This is a genomic window from Luteibacter aegosomaticola, from assembly GCF_023078475.1.
Lineage (GTDB): Bacteria > Pseudomonadota > Gammaproteobacteria > Xanthomonadales > Rhodanobacteraceae > Luteibacter > Luteibacter aegosomaticola.
Window position 1 is genome coordinate 2,350,115 of the sequence record NZ_CP095741.1, and the last position, 16,043, is coordinate 2,366,157.

Below are 16,043 nucleotides of genomic sequence, written 5' to 3' on the forward strand. Positions count from 1 at the left end.
TCACCCGTTCATCCCACCCTTCAGGTGGTCGAGACGCAGGCCATGGGTGCGACAGACATCAATGCCGGTGAGCACGGTGCTGCGCTGGTCGGCGAAGGTCACCTGCATGTCCCGTACGCAGGGACCGGCCGCGGGCCGGAACGTGGCGGACGTGAGGCCGCCTTGCACGGCGCCGCCGAGATCGACCGTCGCGAAATCAGCGGTGCCGCCAGGGGCAAGGGCCAGCGTGGTCACGCTGGCGGCGGTGGCATTGACGAGCGTGAACGGGGCGGGCGTCTTCCATTCGGCGTTGCCTGCCCGCGGTTGCGGCGAGGCGCAGGCCGTGGCGGTGAGGGTGGCCAAAGAGATGGCGAGGCAGGCAAGGTTCCGTGTCATGGCGTGGCTCCGGCGGCGGGTGGGTTTCGCCGGCAGGGCACGTCCTCCGGCGTGGCCATCTGGCACCGGATCCGCGCCGATCGAAAACCGATGTGGGACGAATCGTCGAACAGGCATGACCAATGGCAGCACGGCCGTATTTCGCTTCCCACCCGCTTGTGGCGGTGCCTAAGATGGAGCGACATCTTAGGCTTTGGGGCTCCGATGAAAGTCCGCCTGGGTAACACCGAAATCGGCCTGGCTCGCTACCTCGGCATGTGGGGTGTAGTGGCGCTGGTCTTCGCGTGGCAGGGCTACATGCGCGATAGCCTGATGGGCCAAACCTGGGATGTCAGCGACTACGTGCGCTGGTCGGTGATCGAGTGGTACACATGGCCGGCGCTCGCACCGCTGGTGTTTCGGCTGGGTGAGCATTACCCGATCCGCCTGCCACTTAAGTTCAGCGAGCTGTGGATTCCGTTCCTGGGCAGTGTGGGGATGACCGGGCTCGCTCTGTTGATCGGCGCGTCCGTCTCCACGTTTACCGAGTCATCCAGTTTCGCCGAGCAATGGCGTCAGTACGTTGGCCAGCACGCGGCCACGGGGCTGCTCACCTGTTGGGCGCTGTTTGCGATCCAGCAGGCCATGCAGTTCCGCGAGGAAAAGGCACGCCGCGAGCTGGAAGCGTCGCGTCTTGCGTCCGAGCTGGCCCAGTCGCGTCTGCAGGTGCTGCGCACGCAGCTACAGCCGCATTTCCTGTTTAACACCATGCATGCCATTGCCACGTTGCTACACGAGGATGTGTTGTCGGCGGAGGCCATGTTGCTACGCTTGAGTGACTTGCTGCGTGCCTTCCTGGAGGAGTGCCAGGGTCAGGAGATCACCCTGCGGCAGGAGCTGGTGCTGCTCGATCTGTACCTTGGCATCCAGCGCACGCGGTTCAAGGATAGGCTGGAGACGCGTATCTACATCGCACCGGATACGCTGGCTTGCGCGGTACCGAGCCTGATCATGCAGCCGATCGTGGAGAACGCTATCCGTCACGGGATTGGCGAGCGCGTGGGTGACGATTGCGTGGAAATCGAAAGCCGGCGCGATGGCGATAGCCTGGTGATCGAGGTACGCAACCGCAATAGCACGCTGGAGCCCGATGGTTCCGCGGCGGAGGGCCATGGCATTGGCCTGTCAAATACGCGCTTGCGCCTGAGCGAGCTATACGGGCCCGCAGGTCAGGTAGAACTGCACATGCTGTGGCCGCGCGGCGTGGCCTGCCGGATTCGCGTGCCGTACCAGCTTGTCGATGAGGACGAGCCTGAGGTGGTCGAGGCATGAAGCTCTCCGTGCTCGTGGTCGACGACGAGCCGATCGCGCGCCAGGCGGTGACGCGGCTACTCGGGGACGATCCTGATGTGGCGCAGTTAACCGAGTGCGGTGATGGTGCGTCGGCGGTGGCCGCCTTGCGTGCCGGCTCGCCGGACCTGGTGTTCCTCGATATCCAGATGCCGGCGATGAGCGGTTTGGATGTCGTGCGTGCGGTCGGGGCAGAAAGGATGCCTGCCACGGTGTTTGTCACGGCGTATGAGGAATACGCCGTGAAGGCGTTCGAAGCCCATGCCGTGGATTACCTCGTGAAGCCGTTTGGCCGCGACCGCTTCATGCTGGCACTGGAGCGTGCGAAGGGAAGAGTGGGGCGGCCGGCAGTGCGAGGTGAAGCCTCCGCGCGACTCCTGCAGGCTCTGGACGCGCTGCGTCGCCGCGACCAATACATCGAACGAATCCCCATCCGCGACAGCGAGCAGATCACCTTCGTCGACGTCAGCGACATCGTCTGGATCAAGGCCAGTAGAAATACGGTACTGATCCACCTGGCCGACCGTGTCCACGAAATGCGCGAAACGATGTCCAGCCTCGCCGAGCGCCTGGACCCGCGGGTCTTCGCGCGCGTGCACCGCTCGGCCATCGTCAACGTCCGCCGCGTACAAGCCGTGCACCCCTGGTTCAACGGCCACCACGTCCTCACCATGGACACCGGCCAAAAGCTCCGCATGAGCCGCTACCAACACGAAGCCTTCCTAAAGCTCGTCTCTCTGTAGGAGCGCGCTTGGGCGCGACATCTTTCGCGGGAAAGCAACAGGGCCTGCGGCGGTGAGGCGAAAGATGTCGCGCGCAAGCGCGCTCCTACAAGGGGTTTGGTGGAATTGCCAAGACGGGGGCGTCCGCCGCTCGAATGCTTCCCAAGCCTGCCGCCGCCCGGCGGCACCATGGGAGGGATCGCTATGAAACGTGCCTCGTTCGCTTTACTGGCTGTCGCGACAACCATGACCTGCGCCGCCTGGGCGCAGGATGCTGCCAAACCCACCAGCCCCGTCATCAAGATCAACGCCGCGGCCGCGACCGCACCCATCGAAACCACGCCGCTGCGTGGTTCGCTCAGCATGCTTTCCGGCTCCGGCGGCAACATCACGGTGCTGACGGGTAAGCAGGGCAAGCTCATGGTCGATGCGGGTATTGCGGTGTCTCGCCCGCGCGTGGAGGCCGCGGTCAATGCGCTGGGCAAGGGGCCGATCAAGTACCTGATCAACACGCACTATCACTGGGACCACACCGACGGCAATCCGTGGGTACACGAGGATGGCGCCACGATCATTGCCACGGCGGGGACGGTGAAGCGGGTATCGACCACCACGCGGGTGGACGACTGGGACTTCACCTTCAAGCCACTCGCGGCTGCCGGTATTCCCAGCGAGGTGGTGAAAGCGGACAAGACCTATCACTTCGACGGCCAGACCGTGGAGGTGAAGCTGGCGGATCCCTCGCATACCGATACGGACCTGTACGTCGTGTTCAAGGAGGCGAATGTGGCTTCCCTGGGTGACTTGTTCTGGAACGGCGTCTACCCGTTCATCGATAACGAGAACGGTGGCGGCATTGACGGGATGATCAAGGTCGATGACATGATCCTTGGTCAGTTGAAGGACGATGTGGTGCTCGTGCCAGGCCACGGCCCGGTGGGGACCAAGCAGCAGCTTCGCGACTTTCGCGACATGCTCGCTGGGGTGCGTGACAACGTGGCTGCGCTGAAGAAGCAGGGCAAATCACGGGATGAAGTGGTCGCCGCCAAGCCTACGGCGAAGTGGGACGACAAGTATGGTCACTTCGTGATCGATCCGGATTTCTTCACCCGCATTGTCTACGACGGTTTGAAGTAGAGGCTAGCGCATCGTTCATCGCGGTCTGAAAGAACGCAAAACCCCTGTAGGAGCGCGCTCGGGCGCGACATCTTTCGCCTCAACGCAGCAGGCCCTGTTGCTTTCCCGCGAAAGATGTCGCGCCCAAGCGCGCTCCTACAAGAGCATCGTCGTTCAATCGCATCGTCGTTCAATCGCATCGTCGTTCAATCGCAGGGGTGTTCAATCGCAGGGGCGTTCAGTCGCAGGGTCGTTCAGTCGCAACGTTGTTCAGTCGCGGTGTCGTTCCATTGCTGTGTCGTTTGATCGTGATGTCGTTTAGGTGCGATGTCGCTTGGGGTGGTGCCGCGCGGGGCTAGTTCACCCGCGTGAAGTAATGCATCCGCGTGCCGGGCTTGCCTTTGTCGTCGACGAACGACACGGTTTCGTTCATGGTTTTGCCATCCGGCGCGGCGCTGTAGATGCGCGTCGACGCGGGCATGCCGCCCATGCCGAGCGCGACCACGATCACGTTGGCCTGCGGGTGCGCCATGGCGGCGGCATCGGCTTCAGGGCTTCCGACGACGGGCACGGAGGTGCCGTCGAGCGGGTTGGTGCCCTTGGTGTGTATCTGCTTCCCATCGGCATAGACGATGTCGACGCTCATTGTGAGCTTATCCGTCCCGGCTTCCGCGAATGTGACGTACACGCTTTTCGGTCGGGCCTCCGGCGGCATGTTCATACGCGACGTATCCACGGCCCACTTGCCGATGATCGGGGACGGCGTGGTTGCTGCGGCGGCAACCGATACACACGCGGCACACGAGAGAAGAGCAAGCATCCTGAGCATGGACTTTCCCTAGCTGGCCCGCGGACCACGGGCGGATCGTTGGACCATGCGGCACCGACCCGAAGGTGTCAACACGCTCAAGGCTCTTGTAGGAGCGCGCTTGGGCGTGACATCTTTCGCGGGAAAGCAGCAGGGCGTGCGGCGGTGAGGCGAAAGATGTCGCGCGCAAGCGCGCTCCTACAGGGTGGCGGTTTGCGCCACGCGGCGGGGGAGGGTTTCGGTAATCCATTCCACGAAGGCGCGGAGGCGCGCGTTGTGGCGGCGTTCGCTGGGGTAGACGAGATAGACGGCGAGCGGTGCGGGTTGCCAGTCCGTGAGGAGAGGCACCAGTTCGCCGCGGGCGATGTGCGGTGCGGCGGCGAAGGTGAATGTCTGGGCGATGCCAAGGCCGGCGACCGCGGCGGCGGTGTGCGCGTTGCTTTCGTTCACTTCGACCGGCGCGATGAGTTCATCGCCGATCTCGCGTGGCCGGTCGCTGAATTGAAGTGCGAGACGCCGCCCGGTGCGTGCGGAGAAGTAACCGATGACGTCGTGGCGGTCGCGCACCAGATCGTCGGGGTGCTGAGGTACGCCGCGCCGCTCAAGGTAGGCCGGCGAAGCACACGTTGACCATGGGAAGTCCGCGATATGCCGTGTCACCAGGTTAGGGTTATCGCCGGTGCTGCGGATGGCGCAATCGATGCCCTCGCCGATGAGATCGAGCGTGCGGTCGGAGACGCCAACCTGCAACTGGATCCCCGGGTAGCGTTCGCGGAATGAAGGCAGCTCCGGAAGGATGAGGCCGGCGGCCACCGAGCCACCCGTGTCGATCCGCAATGTACCCACGGGGCTGCTGCGCCCGCCCGCCAGCGTGGTTTCGAAATCATCCAGTTCGGCCAGCCAGTGCCGGGTGCGCTCGTAGTACGCCGCACCTTCCGCCGTCACGGTGACCCGCCGGGTGGTTCGCTCGAACAAGCGAACGCCTAGTTGGGCCTCCAGCCCCTGGACCAGCTTGGTCACCGTCGATTTCGGTAGCCGCAGCCCATCGGCTGCCTTGGCGAAACCACCTGTCTCGACGACCCGGCCGAACACGCGCATGGCAAGCAGATGGTCCAAGATTATTTCCCCTTGGAAATAGTGAAATCGCATCCGGATTATTTATCCATCCAGAAGAAATAACCAGACTATTACCCATCGACCGCGCCGCGGTCTTCGGAGCCTAAGCTCATGAACACGCTCGCCAACAGCAACATCCACACCACCCGCCATGCCGGCAAGATCGCCCTGGTCACCGGTGGCAGCTCCGGCCTTGGCCTGGCCACGGCCGAGCGCCTGGTCCGCGAAGGCGCCACGGTGTACATCACCGGCCGCCGTCAGGCTGAATTGGATGCCGCTGCCGCCAAGGCCGGTGCCATCGCCATCCAGGGCGATATCTCGGTCGCCGCCGACCTCGACCGCATCTTCGCCACCATCCGCGAGCGCAGTGGCAAGCTCGATATCCTGTTCGCCAACGCTGGCGGCGGTGAGTTCGTTCCGCTCGGCCAGATCACCGAGGCCCACTTCGACAAGTACTTCGGCATCAACGTGAAGGGCACGCTCTTCACCGTGCAGAAGGCGCTGGAGCTGATGGGTGAGGGCAGCGCCATCGTCCTCAACGGTTCGATGGTCTCGATCAAGGGCGCCCCGGCCTTCGGCGTCTATGCCGCCACCAAGGCTGCATTGCGCTCATTTGCCCGCACCTGGGCCAGCGACCTGAAGGGTCGTGGTATCCGCGTCAACGTGGTGGCCCCGGGCACCATCGTGACCCCGGGCTACTCGACCGAGCTGGGTATGAGCGAACAGCAGATCGCCGATTACGCCGCTTACGTGGCCACGGTAACGCCGCTCGGCCGTACCGGCGAGCCTGATGAAATCGCCAAGGCCGTGTCGTTCCTGGCCTCGGACGATGCCAGCTACATCACCGGCATCGAGCTCTTCGTCGACGGTGGCCAGGCGCAGATCTGATACCCGGCGGGTCAGCGTCACAAAGAAAGGTGGTGGCGGCCACTAGACTGGTCGCCACCACCGCCACGGACCTGACTTTTGTCTACCGCTACGGAAATGGCTCCACCGGCCGTGAGGCGTGCCCGCCTCACGGCCCTTGGCTTGTTCGATGTGGCTTATGCCATCGATCTGGGCAAAGCCCGCGCCTGCTGCGCTGATACACCCCTGGCCGATGAGCCGGTCGCGTCGCTGACCTTCGATGTGCCGCCGCTGCGGTTGCGCTACGGCACGGTCGAGATACCGCTGCCTGGCGGGCCCGTGCAGGGCGAGGTCGCGGTCCACGTTTATGACTTCGGTGCCATCGCGCTCGCCATCACTTGTGTGGCAGAAGACAAGGCGTGGCTGCACTTCGTGGACATGGCCCGGCACGTGGAAGAGGCGCTGGGCTTCGATAAGGCATCGGCGCCCTGGATGCCGCTGCTGGCCGAGGTGAAGGCACGCTTCGCCCCTGCACTGGAGCGGCCGAACGAAGCGGTGATCCAGGAGGATTACCACCTCATCGAGATTGATGCTTTCGCCGAGCCGCTGCCGGATGTCCTCCATCGCATGGTCGATCTTTCGCCGCTGCTTGCCGGGGATCCGCGTCCGCTGTCGGTCGAAGCGCGTGAGGTCCTGCTACGCCACCGGTTCGCTTACCTGGCCGAGGATTGCGTGGTGGTCACCCGCGATCGCGCCCTGCTTTACCAGCCGGGTGGCGATGCCGGCATTGCCGCCGTGCTCGAGGTGGCGAACGCGCAGCTGCTGGAGCTGCGCTACTACGGCAACCTGCTCGATGACGAACTGCCGCGCATGTACGACCTGGTCGATCGCACCCGAACCGTCTCGGCCTTCTTCGCCCCGGCGGAACTGTCACGGCTGGCCCGCCGCCTGTACACCGTCTGGGCCGAGGTCACCGAGCTGACGGAGAAGGTCGAGAACGCACTGGAAGCCATGGGGCACCCGTATCTGGCCCAGGTGTATACGGCCACGCTGGAGCTGTTTGGCGTGCCGGCCCTGGGGGCTGCCGTGGATCGCAAGCTGGAGATCGTGCGCGATACCTATGCCGCCTTGTACGACGAGGCGTCGGTCAGCCGGGCGGGCATCCTCGAGATCACGATCGTGCTGCTGATCGCGGTGGAACTGGTACTGGCAATCTTCAAATGATGCCCACATATGGGGCCTATCATTGACTGCATATCGTCCAGGCCCCTTCTTATGTCCAAGAAACTGAAGATCGATTTCGTCTCCGACGTCGCCTGCCCGTGGTGCGTGATTGGCCTGGGCGGCCTTGAGCGCGCGCTGGAGAACCTGAAAGACGTGGTCGATCCGGAGATCACCTTCCACCCGTTCGAGTTGAACCCGAACATGGTGAAGGGCGGCGAGAACATGGTCGAACACATCGTCAAGAAGTACGGCATCGGGGCGGAAGAGGCGCAGACCAATCGCGAGCGCATCAAGGCCCGCGCGGCGTCCGTGGGCTTCACCATGAACACCTCGGATGCGAGCCGCATCTACAACACGTTCGATGCGCATCGCCTCATGGCGTGGGCCGCGGGCACCGGCAAGCAGCAGGCCCTGAAGCACCAGCTGTTCGTGGTGAACTTCACCAACCAGACGGACCCGGGTGATCACGATGCGCTCGTGGCCGCTGCGGAGAAGGCAGGCCTCGATCCGGTCGAAGCCCGCGCCGTCCTCGAATCCGATCGGTACACGCAGGAAGTGCGCGCCGACGAACACCTGTGGCAGAGCCGTGGCATCACCGGCGTGCCGGCCGTCATCGTCAACGACAAGTGGCTCATCTCCGGCGGCCAGCCGCCCGAGGAGTTCGAACGCCAGCTACGCGCCATGGCCGCCGAAAGCTGACGTAGGAGCCCACCCTGTGGGCGACGCCGTTCGCGATAACGCCACAGGGCCTGTAGCGGTGAGGCGAAAGATGTCGCCCACAGGGTGGGCTCCTACCGCGTGTTTAGGAATGTGAAGGCATAAGGGCCTGGCGGTTTGTCCGCCAGGCCCTTGTCTTTGCACGCGCAAGGACTTTATTCGCACGGAATTGCGTCACAGCCGGACCCTCGACTGTTCAGCATCGTGAGTGGGAGATTCATCACGTTTCCTGCCGAATTCGGATAAGGTTGCCGAAAACGTGGGGGTGCGGCGCTGGATAGATCTGTTAGGCGACACGCCCGCGTGGCAGCGTTGAACACGGAGGGTGCAGGGATGTCGGCGAAGTTCACGAAGCGAGCTTTGGTCCAGCGGTTGCCCACCTGGTCGCTGATTGACGCGACCATTCATTTCGCCAGTTTCCTCCGCCAGCACAGACGCCTCCCGCGCCGCGAGAGCCAGCTGGTCAACGACCTTATCTACCGAATGAAAGCCTCCGGCGAACTGCAGGATCCGCTGCGCGTGTTCGTCACCGACAAGGAGCTGTTGAAGGTCTACGTGCGCGACACCCTGGGCGACACCTTCAACGTGCCTACCACGCGCATCCTTCGCCATGTGCGCGAGGTGGCGGACGAGGCTTTCCCGGCGGCGTGCGTCATCAAGCCCACCCATGCGAGTGGCGAGGTGATCATCCGTCGCGACGGTGAAGCCATCGATCTCGAGCGCATCCGCCGTTGGTTCCAGCTGAACTATTACCGGCAATCGCGCGAGCCGAATTACCGTTACCTGCAGGCGAAGGTGATCGTTGAGCCGATCATCTTCAATGCCGTCGATCTGATCGACTACAAGGTGTTCTGCTTTAACGGCGAACCGAAGCTCATCCAGGTCGATGCGAACCGGCACGTCCGTCATTCAAGGCGTTTCTTTGATCTCGACTGGCGCCCGTTGCATTTTGGGTTGGTGTACGAACGTGGCACGGTGGATGTGGAGCGGCCGGCGAACCTCGCCGAGATGCTCGATGCCGCTGCGACGCTCAGCCGCGGGTTTTCGCTGATCCGTGTCGATCTGTATTCCAATGGCGAGCAGGTGCTGGTGGGTGAACTCACCAACTGCCCGAGCGGCGCGAACGGCATCTTCTACCCGGCGGATGGCGAAGAAGCCGCGTCACGGATGATCCTGGGCGAACTCGTCCGCGAATCCGCGCTACCGCAAATCAGCCTGACCGTCCCGGTCACCCCAACCGAACCCGCCCAACCAACCCCGTTATAACAACAGAGCAGCGAAACCCCTGTAGGAGCCCACCCTGTGGGCGACGCCCTTCGCGAAAGCCCCACAAGCCCCGCAGCGTTGAGGCGAAAGATGTCGCGCCCAAGCGCGCTCCTACAACAGCCGGCTGTAGGAGCCCACCCTGTGGGCGACGCCCTTCGCGAAAGCCCCACAGGCCCAGTAGGAGCCCACCCTGTGGGCGACGCCGTTCGCGAAAGCGCCACAGGCCCAGTAGGAGCCCACCCTGTGGGCGACGCCGTTCGCGAAAGCCCCACAAGCCCTGCAGCGTTGAGGCGAAAGATGTCGCGCCCAAGCGCGCTCCTACAACAGCAGATTCAGCCATCCAGGTTTCGCTTGGCCCGGCGTTTGCGGTATTCGGCCGGCGGCTCGAAGGCGTGCATGCGGAACGCACGACGGAACGTGTTCAAGTGCGTGAAGCCGCACTTGTTCGCGATCGCGGCAAGCGGAAGCTGGGTCTCCTCGAGGTAGTGCCGCGCCATATCGATACGCAGCCGCTCGACGTAGCGAGCAGGCGTGGTACCAAACGCCCGCCGCACGTGCCGGATCAACGTGCTCCGGCTCATCGCCACCTGGCGTGCCATGGTTTCGATATCGATCGGACGGTCGAGGTTGGCCAGGATCCACGCGCGCAGGTCGCGCAGGCTGCGATGGCCTGCATCGGGCGACGTGGCCGGCGGCGGTGCCTGCGGTTGGACATTGCCACGGCGTGTATAGAGCACCAGTTCTTCGGAAATCTCGTGCGCGAAACGATCACCAAGGTCTTCCGCGATCAGGCCCAGTGCCAGGTCGATGCCGGTGCTGATGCCAGCGGCCGTGTAGAACTTGCCGTCGCGCACCCACACGCGCGTCGCATCCACCGCGGACGCGGGATGTTTCAGCTGCAACGCATCGGCGAGCCGCCAGTGCGTGGTGACACGGCGGCCATCCAGCAGGCCGGTACGGGCCAGGGGGAACGCGCCGACGCTTACCGAGCAGATCCGGCGCATCCGGTTCTGATTGCGCCGCACCCAATCGATGGCGCGCTCGGGATAGCGATCGATGCCTGACAGGCCGGCGGTGATCACCAGGGTATCGATCGGCCACACGACATCGCGCTCGCTATCCAGCGCCGCATGGCCATGGATGGCGAAGCCCGCCTCGGTATCGATCGAGAGGCCGGTCCCTGCGTTGATCACCTGCACCTTATAAGGCTGTACCGGTGCGCTAAGTACATTTGCAAGGTTGAATGCTTCCGCTGGACCGGCGACGTCGAGCAGATCGACCGGTGGGAAGCACAGGATGGCTACGTGGCGAGCCGGGAGATTGCCGCTGCTTTTGCGGTGGGGCATGAGGCCTCGGGGGCTGGGGGTGCGGATGAGTGAGGCGTTTACCGCACGTGGCTAGCGAGGCGCGGGTTGACCCACGCATAGTCGTCGGATGTGAGCCAGGAGGGCCTGAGCGTAGGGCGTTCGATATGGTAGCCCTGCACGCCGTCGGCACCGGAATAGATGGCCGCGCGCATTTCGCCGGGGGATTCCACACCCTCCACGACGACGCAGCGGGCGTAGTCCGCGCAGACGCGGACGAGGTTACGCAGCACATCCGGCGAAAAGCGCACGTCGCGGGTGCGGCGCAGGATAGCGCGATCGACCTTGACGATATCGGCGCGCACGCTGGCGAGGAACTCGAGCGTGCCGTGCCCCATGCCGAAATCATCCACCGCGATGCGTACACCGCGTTCGCGCAGGCTGGTCAGTAGCACCAGCGCCGCGTTGTGGTCGACGCCGGGGCTGGTCTCGGTCACTTCGATGATGAGCCGGCGCGCCACCGTGCTGTCGCAACCGAGGTAATGGATGAGCGGCCGCCACCACGGTTCGTCACGCAACGAGTGCGCGGAGATATTGCAGGCGAGGCGGATATCGGGGTGCGCTTCGAGCAGGCCGACCACCGTCCACACGACGGCCCGGTCAAGGCGGTTACACATGCCCATGCGTTCGAGGGCCAGGATCGCGGCCTCGGCACTCTCGCTCTGGCCGTCTTCCCCCGGTGCGCGGCGAAGCAACGCTTCGCTGTACACATCGAAGCAGCCGCCGACACCGTTGAAGATGCGCACCGGCTGGAATGCGAGGAGCAGGCGTCCGGCCTCAAGGTCACGGAGGATATCCGCGATGAGCCAGCCATCTTCGGTTGACGCCTGGCGTTCCCCGGACTCGGGATCCACGTCTGCTTGCATTCTTGACTCCTGCCGGGTTATCGCAGCGGGCCGGATGGTAAGCCAGCGCATGCGTTCATCCGTGAAGGGGGTCACACCTTGGAACAAAGTGTTTGCGGCTTGAGCCGAAACGTTGCAAGGAAGCGCAAGATACGATGGCGTATGTCCTATCTAAATCGATCGAACAACCAATAGTTGCCGTTTATGTGCAGCATGTAAAGTCATATTGGTGTGGGGTCAGAAGGTGAGCGTCACCACGATCGCGTCGGAATACGTTCCGGGCCATGGGTTTTGCCGGGCAGGGATCAGGCCATAGATCACGAGGTCGCTGGATGTCGTCGTGCCATCCATGTGCCCACTGGCCGTGACAGTCGCTCCCGTGCCATCGCCCCAGACCATCGTGTGGTTTACGTCGACGTACAGGTTATAGGCGAGCGTGTGGCCGGCGTTGGTGAGCAAGCGTTGGGTGTACTGTCCGGCGCCCGGGCTCAGGGTGACGCGATAGTCCGCGGCCGTATCGCAGGTGACCACGATGCGCCCGGCGCTGCTGAGGGCGGTGTCGCTCCTGAAATCGTAGGCTCCGAGGGCAAGCGCTCCCGCTTCCACGCCGCACGTGGCAAGCGCCAGTCGCGGGACGAGCGCACAACACAGGGCCATCGCGGCGCGTCGCACGTGCCGCCCGCGGTGCGTGCTCATCGCGATGCCTGCGGCTGGCAGATGAGCGGACCGATGCGTGGCAGCGGGTCCGAACCGGGTGGTGGCGCGAATGCCACGGTGCATGTGCTGTTTCCGTAGTACACGTGGAGCAGGTTCTGGTTCTCGACCTCGGTGAGGTACGCCTCGCCACGCTCGCCGACAGGGAAGCGGTCGTCGCGGCCTGCGAGCGCCACCTCGGCACCGGCGGGTACGGCGCGGCCATCGGCGAAGACGAGCGTCAGCAGCGCGCTACGCACGCGGGTCACGGGGAAGGTCAGTGTCACGCCGCTGTTCCGCGACGGGATGGCGTCGAGCTGCAGGGTATCGATCCTTACATCCATCGGCAGATCCGCTTGTTCGATACGGATCGGGTTGTCCTGATAGGGGCGCAGGCGCGGAACCAGCGCGTAACCGTTGGCATCGGTGGTCGCGATGGGTTGGTTGTCGGCGTAGATCCGCACGTTTGAGAAGCCGGGTACGGACACCGCGGCGAAGCCTTCGTCGAGGTAGCGGCTCGCATACACGCGGCCACCTAGCAGGACGAGGCTGCCGCGGGCGGTGGCCCGGAGCGCATCGACCCCGCCCACGCGCGCCGTTTCGAGTGAATAGAGGCCGCTATCGTTTTGCAGCTCGACATCGGCGCGGCTTGCATCGTCCGGCGAAAGACCCGCCTGCACGCCGTAGCCCACGCCGTTGTCCACGGGCAGGCTGTGGCGGTAGCCAAGCGCACCGCCGCTCGTGCCGGCCTGGCTGTGCCCGCTGCTGTTGACGGCATCGCGTGGGCCCAGGATGAGCGTGTAGTTAAGGCTGAACACCGTGCCGTTGCCGCCGCGCAGGAAGCGCATGGCGGAGGCGCTGAGGTAGCCCGCGCGGCCGAGGGGCAGGTTGTACGTCGCGCCCGCAAGCCGCACCGAAGGCTGGTCGGCGAGGTCTTCACGCGTGTAGTTCATGGTGATCGAGCCGGCGCGTCGCATGCCCACGGCCATGTATGCCGTCTCCGTACGCTTGGGCGGCGGGTCGTTGGCGTCGTAGCCGAGTTGCAGGAAATGGTTCGTCCGCCATTGGCCGTTGACGCCGTAGCTGAAAAGCGTGCCCTGGTGTTCGAACCCCGCGCTGATCGTCGCGCCTGCGCCGACATCACTGTGGCTACCCGCGACGGCAACGTGCGCGATACCCAGCGTCGAGAGCAGCCATGTGCCGCTCGCGCCCAAGGCGTACTGTCCGGGCATGCCTTCGGCATGCAATTCGCCGGTAAAGCTATCGCTCAGGCCGCGCCGTTCGGTACCCGAGAAGAGAGGCTTGCCGTAGTCGTTGCTGACCAGCCCGTAGTTGCGGCGTTTGAAGCCCACTTCGTACGAATAGCTGCGAAGCCCGTCAGCCAGCAGCCCGCTGCCCGTATTGAACGGCTGCGTGATCACCTGCTCCTGCCCAAGGAGGTCGCGTACGACCAGCTGCAGGTTGCCCTGGCCGGTCACGACGGGGAGGTCGCGGATGTCGAAGGGGCCAGCCGGCACGTCGCGCTGCAGGCGCAATGCGTTGTTGACGTACAGGTCGACCGTGGACGGCGTGGCCGCGGTGCCGGCCAGGCTGGGCAACGGATACGTGATGAGGCCTGGTTGCGTGGAGAAATCGGTTGCCCACTGGACGCCGCCGAAGCGCACCGAGCGCGCCCAGTCGCTGGCACCGCTGATCGCGTCGCCGATACGCAGGCTCGCGGTGCGCGCTGGCTGGTCGCTGGTCCACGTGCTTTCCAGGCGCAACGTCTGTGTGCCTCCGGCCGCCGGCTGGCCGACGAGCACGCTGTTCGTCAGGCTGCCGCGCGGCCCGAACCCACCAAGTTCGAGCAGGGCGTTGCTGGAGGTGCTGCTGCCCTGCGTGCGCGACAGGGACGCGTCATAGTTCAGGTAGGCGCCAAACGCCGAGGGCGAGGGCGTGATCCGGCGATGATTGCTACCGTCCAGCCGCGTGGTGTCGAACAGAGCGGGAGGGACGTCGATCCACAGGATCTGCCGCGCCTCGTCAACGCGATACACCAGCGTTGGCACCTGGTCGAGGGCGTCGTACGGCTGCCCATCGAACATCTGCGTGGGCTCGGCGGGAAGTGCAAGACGCCATGCCACGGTGTCTGCGTGGCTCACCCACACACGTTGGCCGCCGATGCGACGGACCAGCGCCGTGCCGACAGGTGCGCCATTCACGCGAACATCCAGCCAGGCTTCCGTCGATGGCGTTGCTGTCTGTGCCGCGGCAGAGCCGGTGTGCATCGCGGAGGCCAGTAGCGCCACAAGCGAGAGCAGCGGCGGCTTACGGCGTCGCGAGATCAGCGTGGATGGCCTGTGCATCGTCATGGCCAGCCACGTGCAGATGAGCACCCGGAGGCACGGCGGCACCGATCAGCCAGGTGTGCTGCGACTGGGGAAGCAGGTAGGTCGCCGCGTCGCCGAAGCGCGCAGGCGCGTTGGCATCGGCGGCGGTGAACGTGAGACCCGTGAGGCGCAGGTGCGCTGTACCCGCGTTCGCGGCGGTAATCGCCAGCTTGCCGTTCACGCGCGAGGCCGACCATGTGAGCTCTCCGCGGGCAGGTGTCGTGGAGGCCACGAAGACGGGGACGCTGATCCGAAGTGCCATCCGCAACCCTTTGCTGCCCGGGTCGGGCGGTGGCGGCACTTCCTCAAAGATCAGCCTGTACGTCTGTTCGGCACGGGCGATGGACGGTGTGCGTAATCCCACGCGCACGATCTGCTCGGCGCCAGGCGCGAGCGTAAAAATCGGTGGCGTCGCAAGAAGGTCGTTCGTAGTGGCCAGCAAATCTGCGTTATCGCGTTGCGACCAGGTTTGTGGCTGCAACTGGATGACGGAAGGCCGGTCACCCGCATTGCGCACGGTCACGGCCACGACGCGCTGCGCCGTGGAAAGATCGATGCGGACGGGTGTCACCTCGAGGGAGCCGGCATGAGCGGCACCCCCAAGGAACCACAGCAGCGCCGCGATGCGGCCTGCCCAACGCGACAGCGGTACCATCACTTAGAACGTGATCGTGGCTTTGACCGTATCGTTGTACGTGTTGGCCGATGCGTTCTGGCCGGCAGGGATGCTGCCGTACACCGTCGTGGCGACGTTATCGCCCGAGCCGGTCACGTCCTGGCCTGTGGTGCCGTTCCACACGGTGCCGTGGGCGTTATCCGTGTAAAGGTTGTAGGAGAGGAACTGGTTCGTACCCGCGAGCATGCGGCGCACCGGGGCCGCGGGGGTGGACGCATCGTCGGCATGGCTGCCTTCGTCGAGCGTGACAACCGCCGTGGCGCCGTTCGTGCAGACCGTATTGATGGTGCCCTGGCCGTCGAGTGCCGTGGCCTTGTTCGTGACGACCGGATCATAGGTGCCAAACGCCAGGCCGCCAGTCGCATCGATGGTGCAGCTGGCGGCGACCGTGGCCGACACGTCCAGGTTGGAGGTTGCCGTGCCTGCCGAGGCCGCGCCACCGGCAGCGAGAAGCGTGGCAGCAACCAGACCCGACTTGAGTAGAGCGTTACGCATGAAAATCCCCTGTGTGTGAGTGACGCACAGGAATTATCCGGCACCCCACTGTTGCGATCTTGACGCCAGTCAGGGGATGAAA

The 16,043-nt window shown here is 64.6% G+C and carries 16 protein-coding genes; 7 read left to right on the plus strand and 9 right to left on the minus strand.

The window, feature by feature from the left end:
* A complete protein-coding gene (locus L2Y96_RS10260) occupies positions 1 to 375 on the minus strand; it encodes a hypothetical protein (protein ID WP_247336455.1) in 375 nt (124 codons plus the stop codon).
* A gap of 204 nt (positions 376 to 579) precedes the next feature.
* Between L2Y96_RS10260 and L2Y96_RS10265 the strand changes: the two genes are divergently transcribed.
* From L2Y96_RS10265 to L2Y96_RS10275, 3 genes are all read left to right on the plus strand, one after another.
* Positions 580 to 1,686, plus strand: a complete 1,107-nt coding sequence (locus L2Y96_RS10265; RefSeq protein WP_247336458.1) for a sensor histidine kinase — start codon at positions 580 to 582, stop codon at positions 1,684 to 1,686.
* Complete coding sequence (locus L2Y96_RS10270; RefSeq protein ID WP_247336461.1) at positions 1,683 to 2,447, plus strand: LytR/AlgR family response regulator transcription factor; 765 nt, start codon at positions 1,683 to 1,685, stop codon at positions 2,445 to 2,447. Before L2Y96_RS10265 ends, L2Y96_RS10270 begins: the two co-directional genes overlap by 4 nt.
* Before the next feature lie 183 nt (positions 2,448 to 2,630).
* Positions 2,631 to 3,563 carry an MBL fold metallo-hydrolase gene (locus tag L2Y96_RS10275; RefSeq protein WP_247336463.1) on the plus strand — a complete coding sequence of 311 codons (933 nt, stop codon included), beginning with the start codon at positions 2,631 to 2,633 and terminating at the stop codon, positions 3,561 to 3,563.
* 334 nt (positions 3,564 to 3,897) lie between these two features.
* On the opposite strand, the gene L2Y96_RS10280 is transcribed toward L2Y96_RS10275, so the two are convergent.
* Together L2Y96_RS10280 and L2Y96_RS10285 are read right to left on the minus strand one after the other, a co-directional pair.
* Positions 3,898 to 4,371, minus strand: coding sequence for a hypothetical protein (locus tag L2Y96_RS10280; protein ID WP_247336466.1), 474 nt, complete (start codon positions 4,369 to 4,371; stop codon positions 3,898 to 3,900).
* A gap of 177 nt (positions 4,372 to 4,548) precedes the next feature.
* A complete protein-coding gene (locus L2Y96_RS10285; RefSeq protein WP_247336469.1) occupies positions 4,549 to 5,466 on the minus strand; it encodes a LysR family transcriptional regulator in 918 nt (305 codons plus the stop codon).
* A gap of 111 nt (positions 5,467 to 5,577) precedes the next feature.
* Here L2Y96_RS10285 and L2Y96_RS10290 point away from each other — a divergent pair, with 111 nt between their 5' ends.
* From L2Y96_RS10290 to L2Y96_RS10305, 4 genes are all read left to right on the plus strand, one after another.
* Complete coding sequence (locus L2Y96_RS10290) at positions 5,578 to 6,354, plus strand: SDR family NAD(P)-dependent oxidoreductase (RefSeq protein WP_247336472.1); 777 nt, start codon at positions 5,578 to 5,580, stop codon at positions 6,352 to 6,354.
* Between the two features lie 111 nt (positions 6,355 to 6,465).
* Positions 6,466 to 7,536 carry an RMD1 family protein gene (locus L2Y96_RS10295; protein WP_247336475.1) on the plus strand — a complete coding sequence of 357 codons (1,071 nt, stop codon included), beginning with the start codon at positions 6,466 to 6,468 and terminating at the stop codon, positions 7,534 to 7,536.
* Between the two features lie 51 nt (positions 7,537 to 7,587).
* Complete coding sequence (locus L2Y96_RS10300; protein ID WP_247336478.1) at positions 7,588 to 8,235, plus strand: DsbA family oxidoreductase; 648 nt, start codon at positions 7,588 to 7,590, stop codon at positions 8,233 to 8,235.
* 351 nt (positions 8,236 to 8,586) lie between these two features.
* Positions 8,587 to 9,519, plus strand: coding sequence for an ATP-grasp fold amidoligase family protein (locus tag L2Y96_RS10305; RefSeq protein WP_247336481.1), 933 nt, complete (start codon positions 8,587 to 8,589; stop codon positions 9,517 to 9,519).
* Between the two features lie 332 nt (positions 9,520 to 9,851).
* Here the strand turns inward: L2Y96_RS10305 and L2Y96_RS10310 are convergent, their stop codons facing one another.
* The 6 genes from L2Y96_RS10310 to L2Y96_RS10335 form a co-directional block, all read right to left on the minus strand.
* Positions 9,852 to 10,865, minus strand: a complete 1,014-nt coding sequence (locus L2Y96_RS10310) for a GlxA family transcriptional regulator (protein ID WP_247336482.1) — start codon at positions 10,863 to 10,865, stop codon at positions 9,852 to 9,854.
* A 38-nt stretch (positions 10,866 to 10,903) separates the two neighbouring features.
* Positions 10,904 to 11,629, minus strand: a complete 726-nt coding sequence (locus tag L2Y96_RS10315) for an EAL domain-containing protein (RefSeq protein ID WP_425492606.1) — start codon at positions 11,627 to 11,629, stop codon at positions 10,904 to 10,906.
* Between the two features lie 336 nt (positions 11,630 to 11,965).
* Positions 11,966 to 12,424: a Csu type fimbrial protein gene (locus L2Y96_RS10320; protein WP_247336488.1), complete on the minus strand. Its 459-nt coding sequence runs from the start codon at positions 12,422 to 12,424 to the stop codon at positions 11,966 to 11,968.
* Positions 12,421 to 14,772, minus strand: coding sequence for a fimbria/pilus outer membrane usher protein (locus tag L2Y96_RS10325; protein WP_247336490.1), 2,352 nt, complete (start codon positions 14,770 to 14,772; stop codon positions 12,421 to 12,423). Before L2Y96_RS10325 ends, L2Y96_RS10320 begins: the two co-directional genes overlap by 4 nt.
* Complete coding sequence (locus tag L2Y96_RS10330; RefSeq protein WP_247337001.1) at positions 14,729 to 15,445, minus strand: fimbrial biogenesis chaperone; 717 nt, start codon at positions 15,443 to 15,445, stop codon at positions 14,729 to 14,731. The genes L2Y96_RS10325 and L2Y96_RS10330 overlap by 44 nt, the downstream gene beginning before the upstream one ends.
* Before the next feature lie 3 nt (positions 15,446 to 15,448).
* Positions 15,449 to 15,961, minus strand: a complete 513-nt coding sequence (locus L2Y96_RS10335) for a Csu type fimbrial protein (protein ID WP_247336492.1) — start codon at positions 15,959 to 15,961, stop codon at positions 15,449 to 15,451.
* Positions 15,962 to 16,043 lie beyond the last annotated feature (82 nt).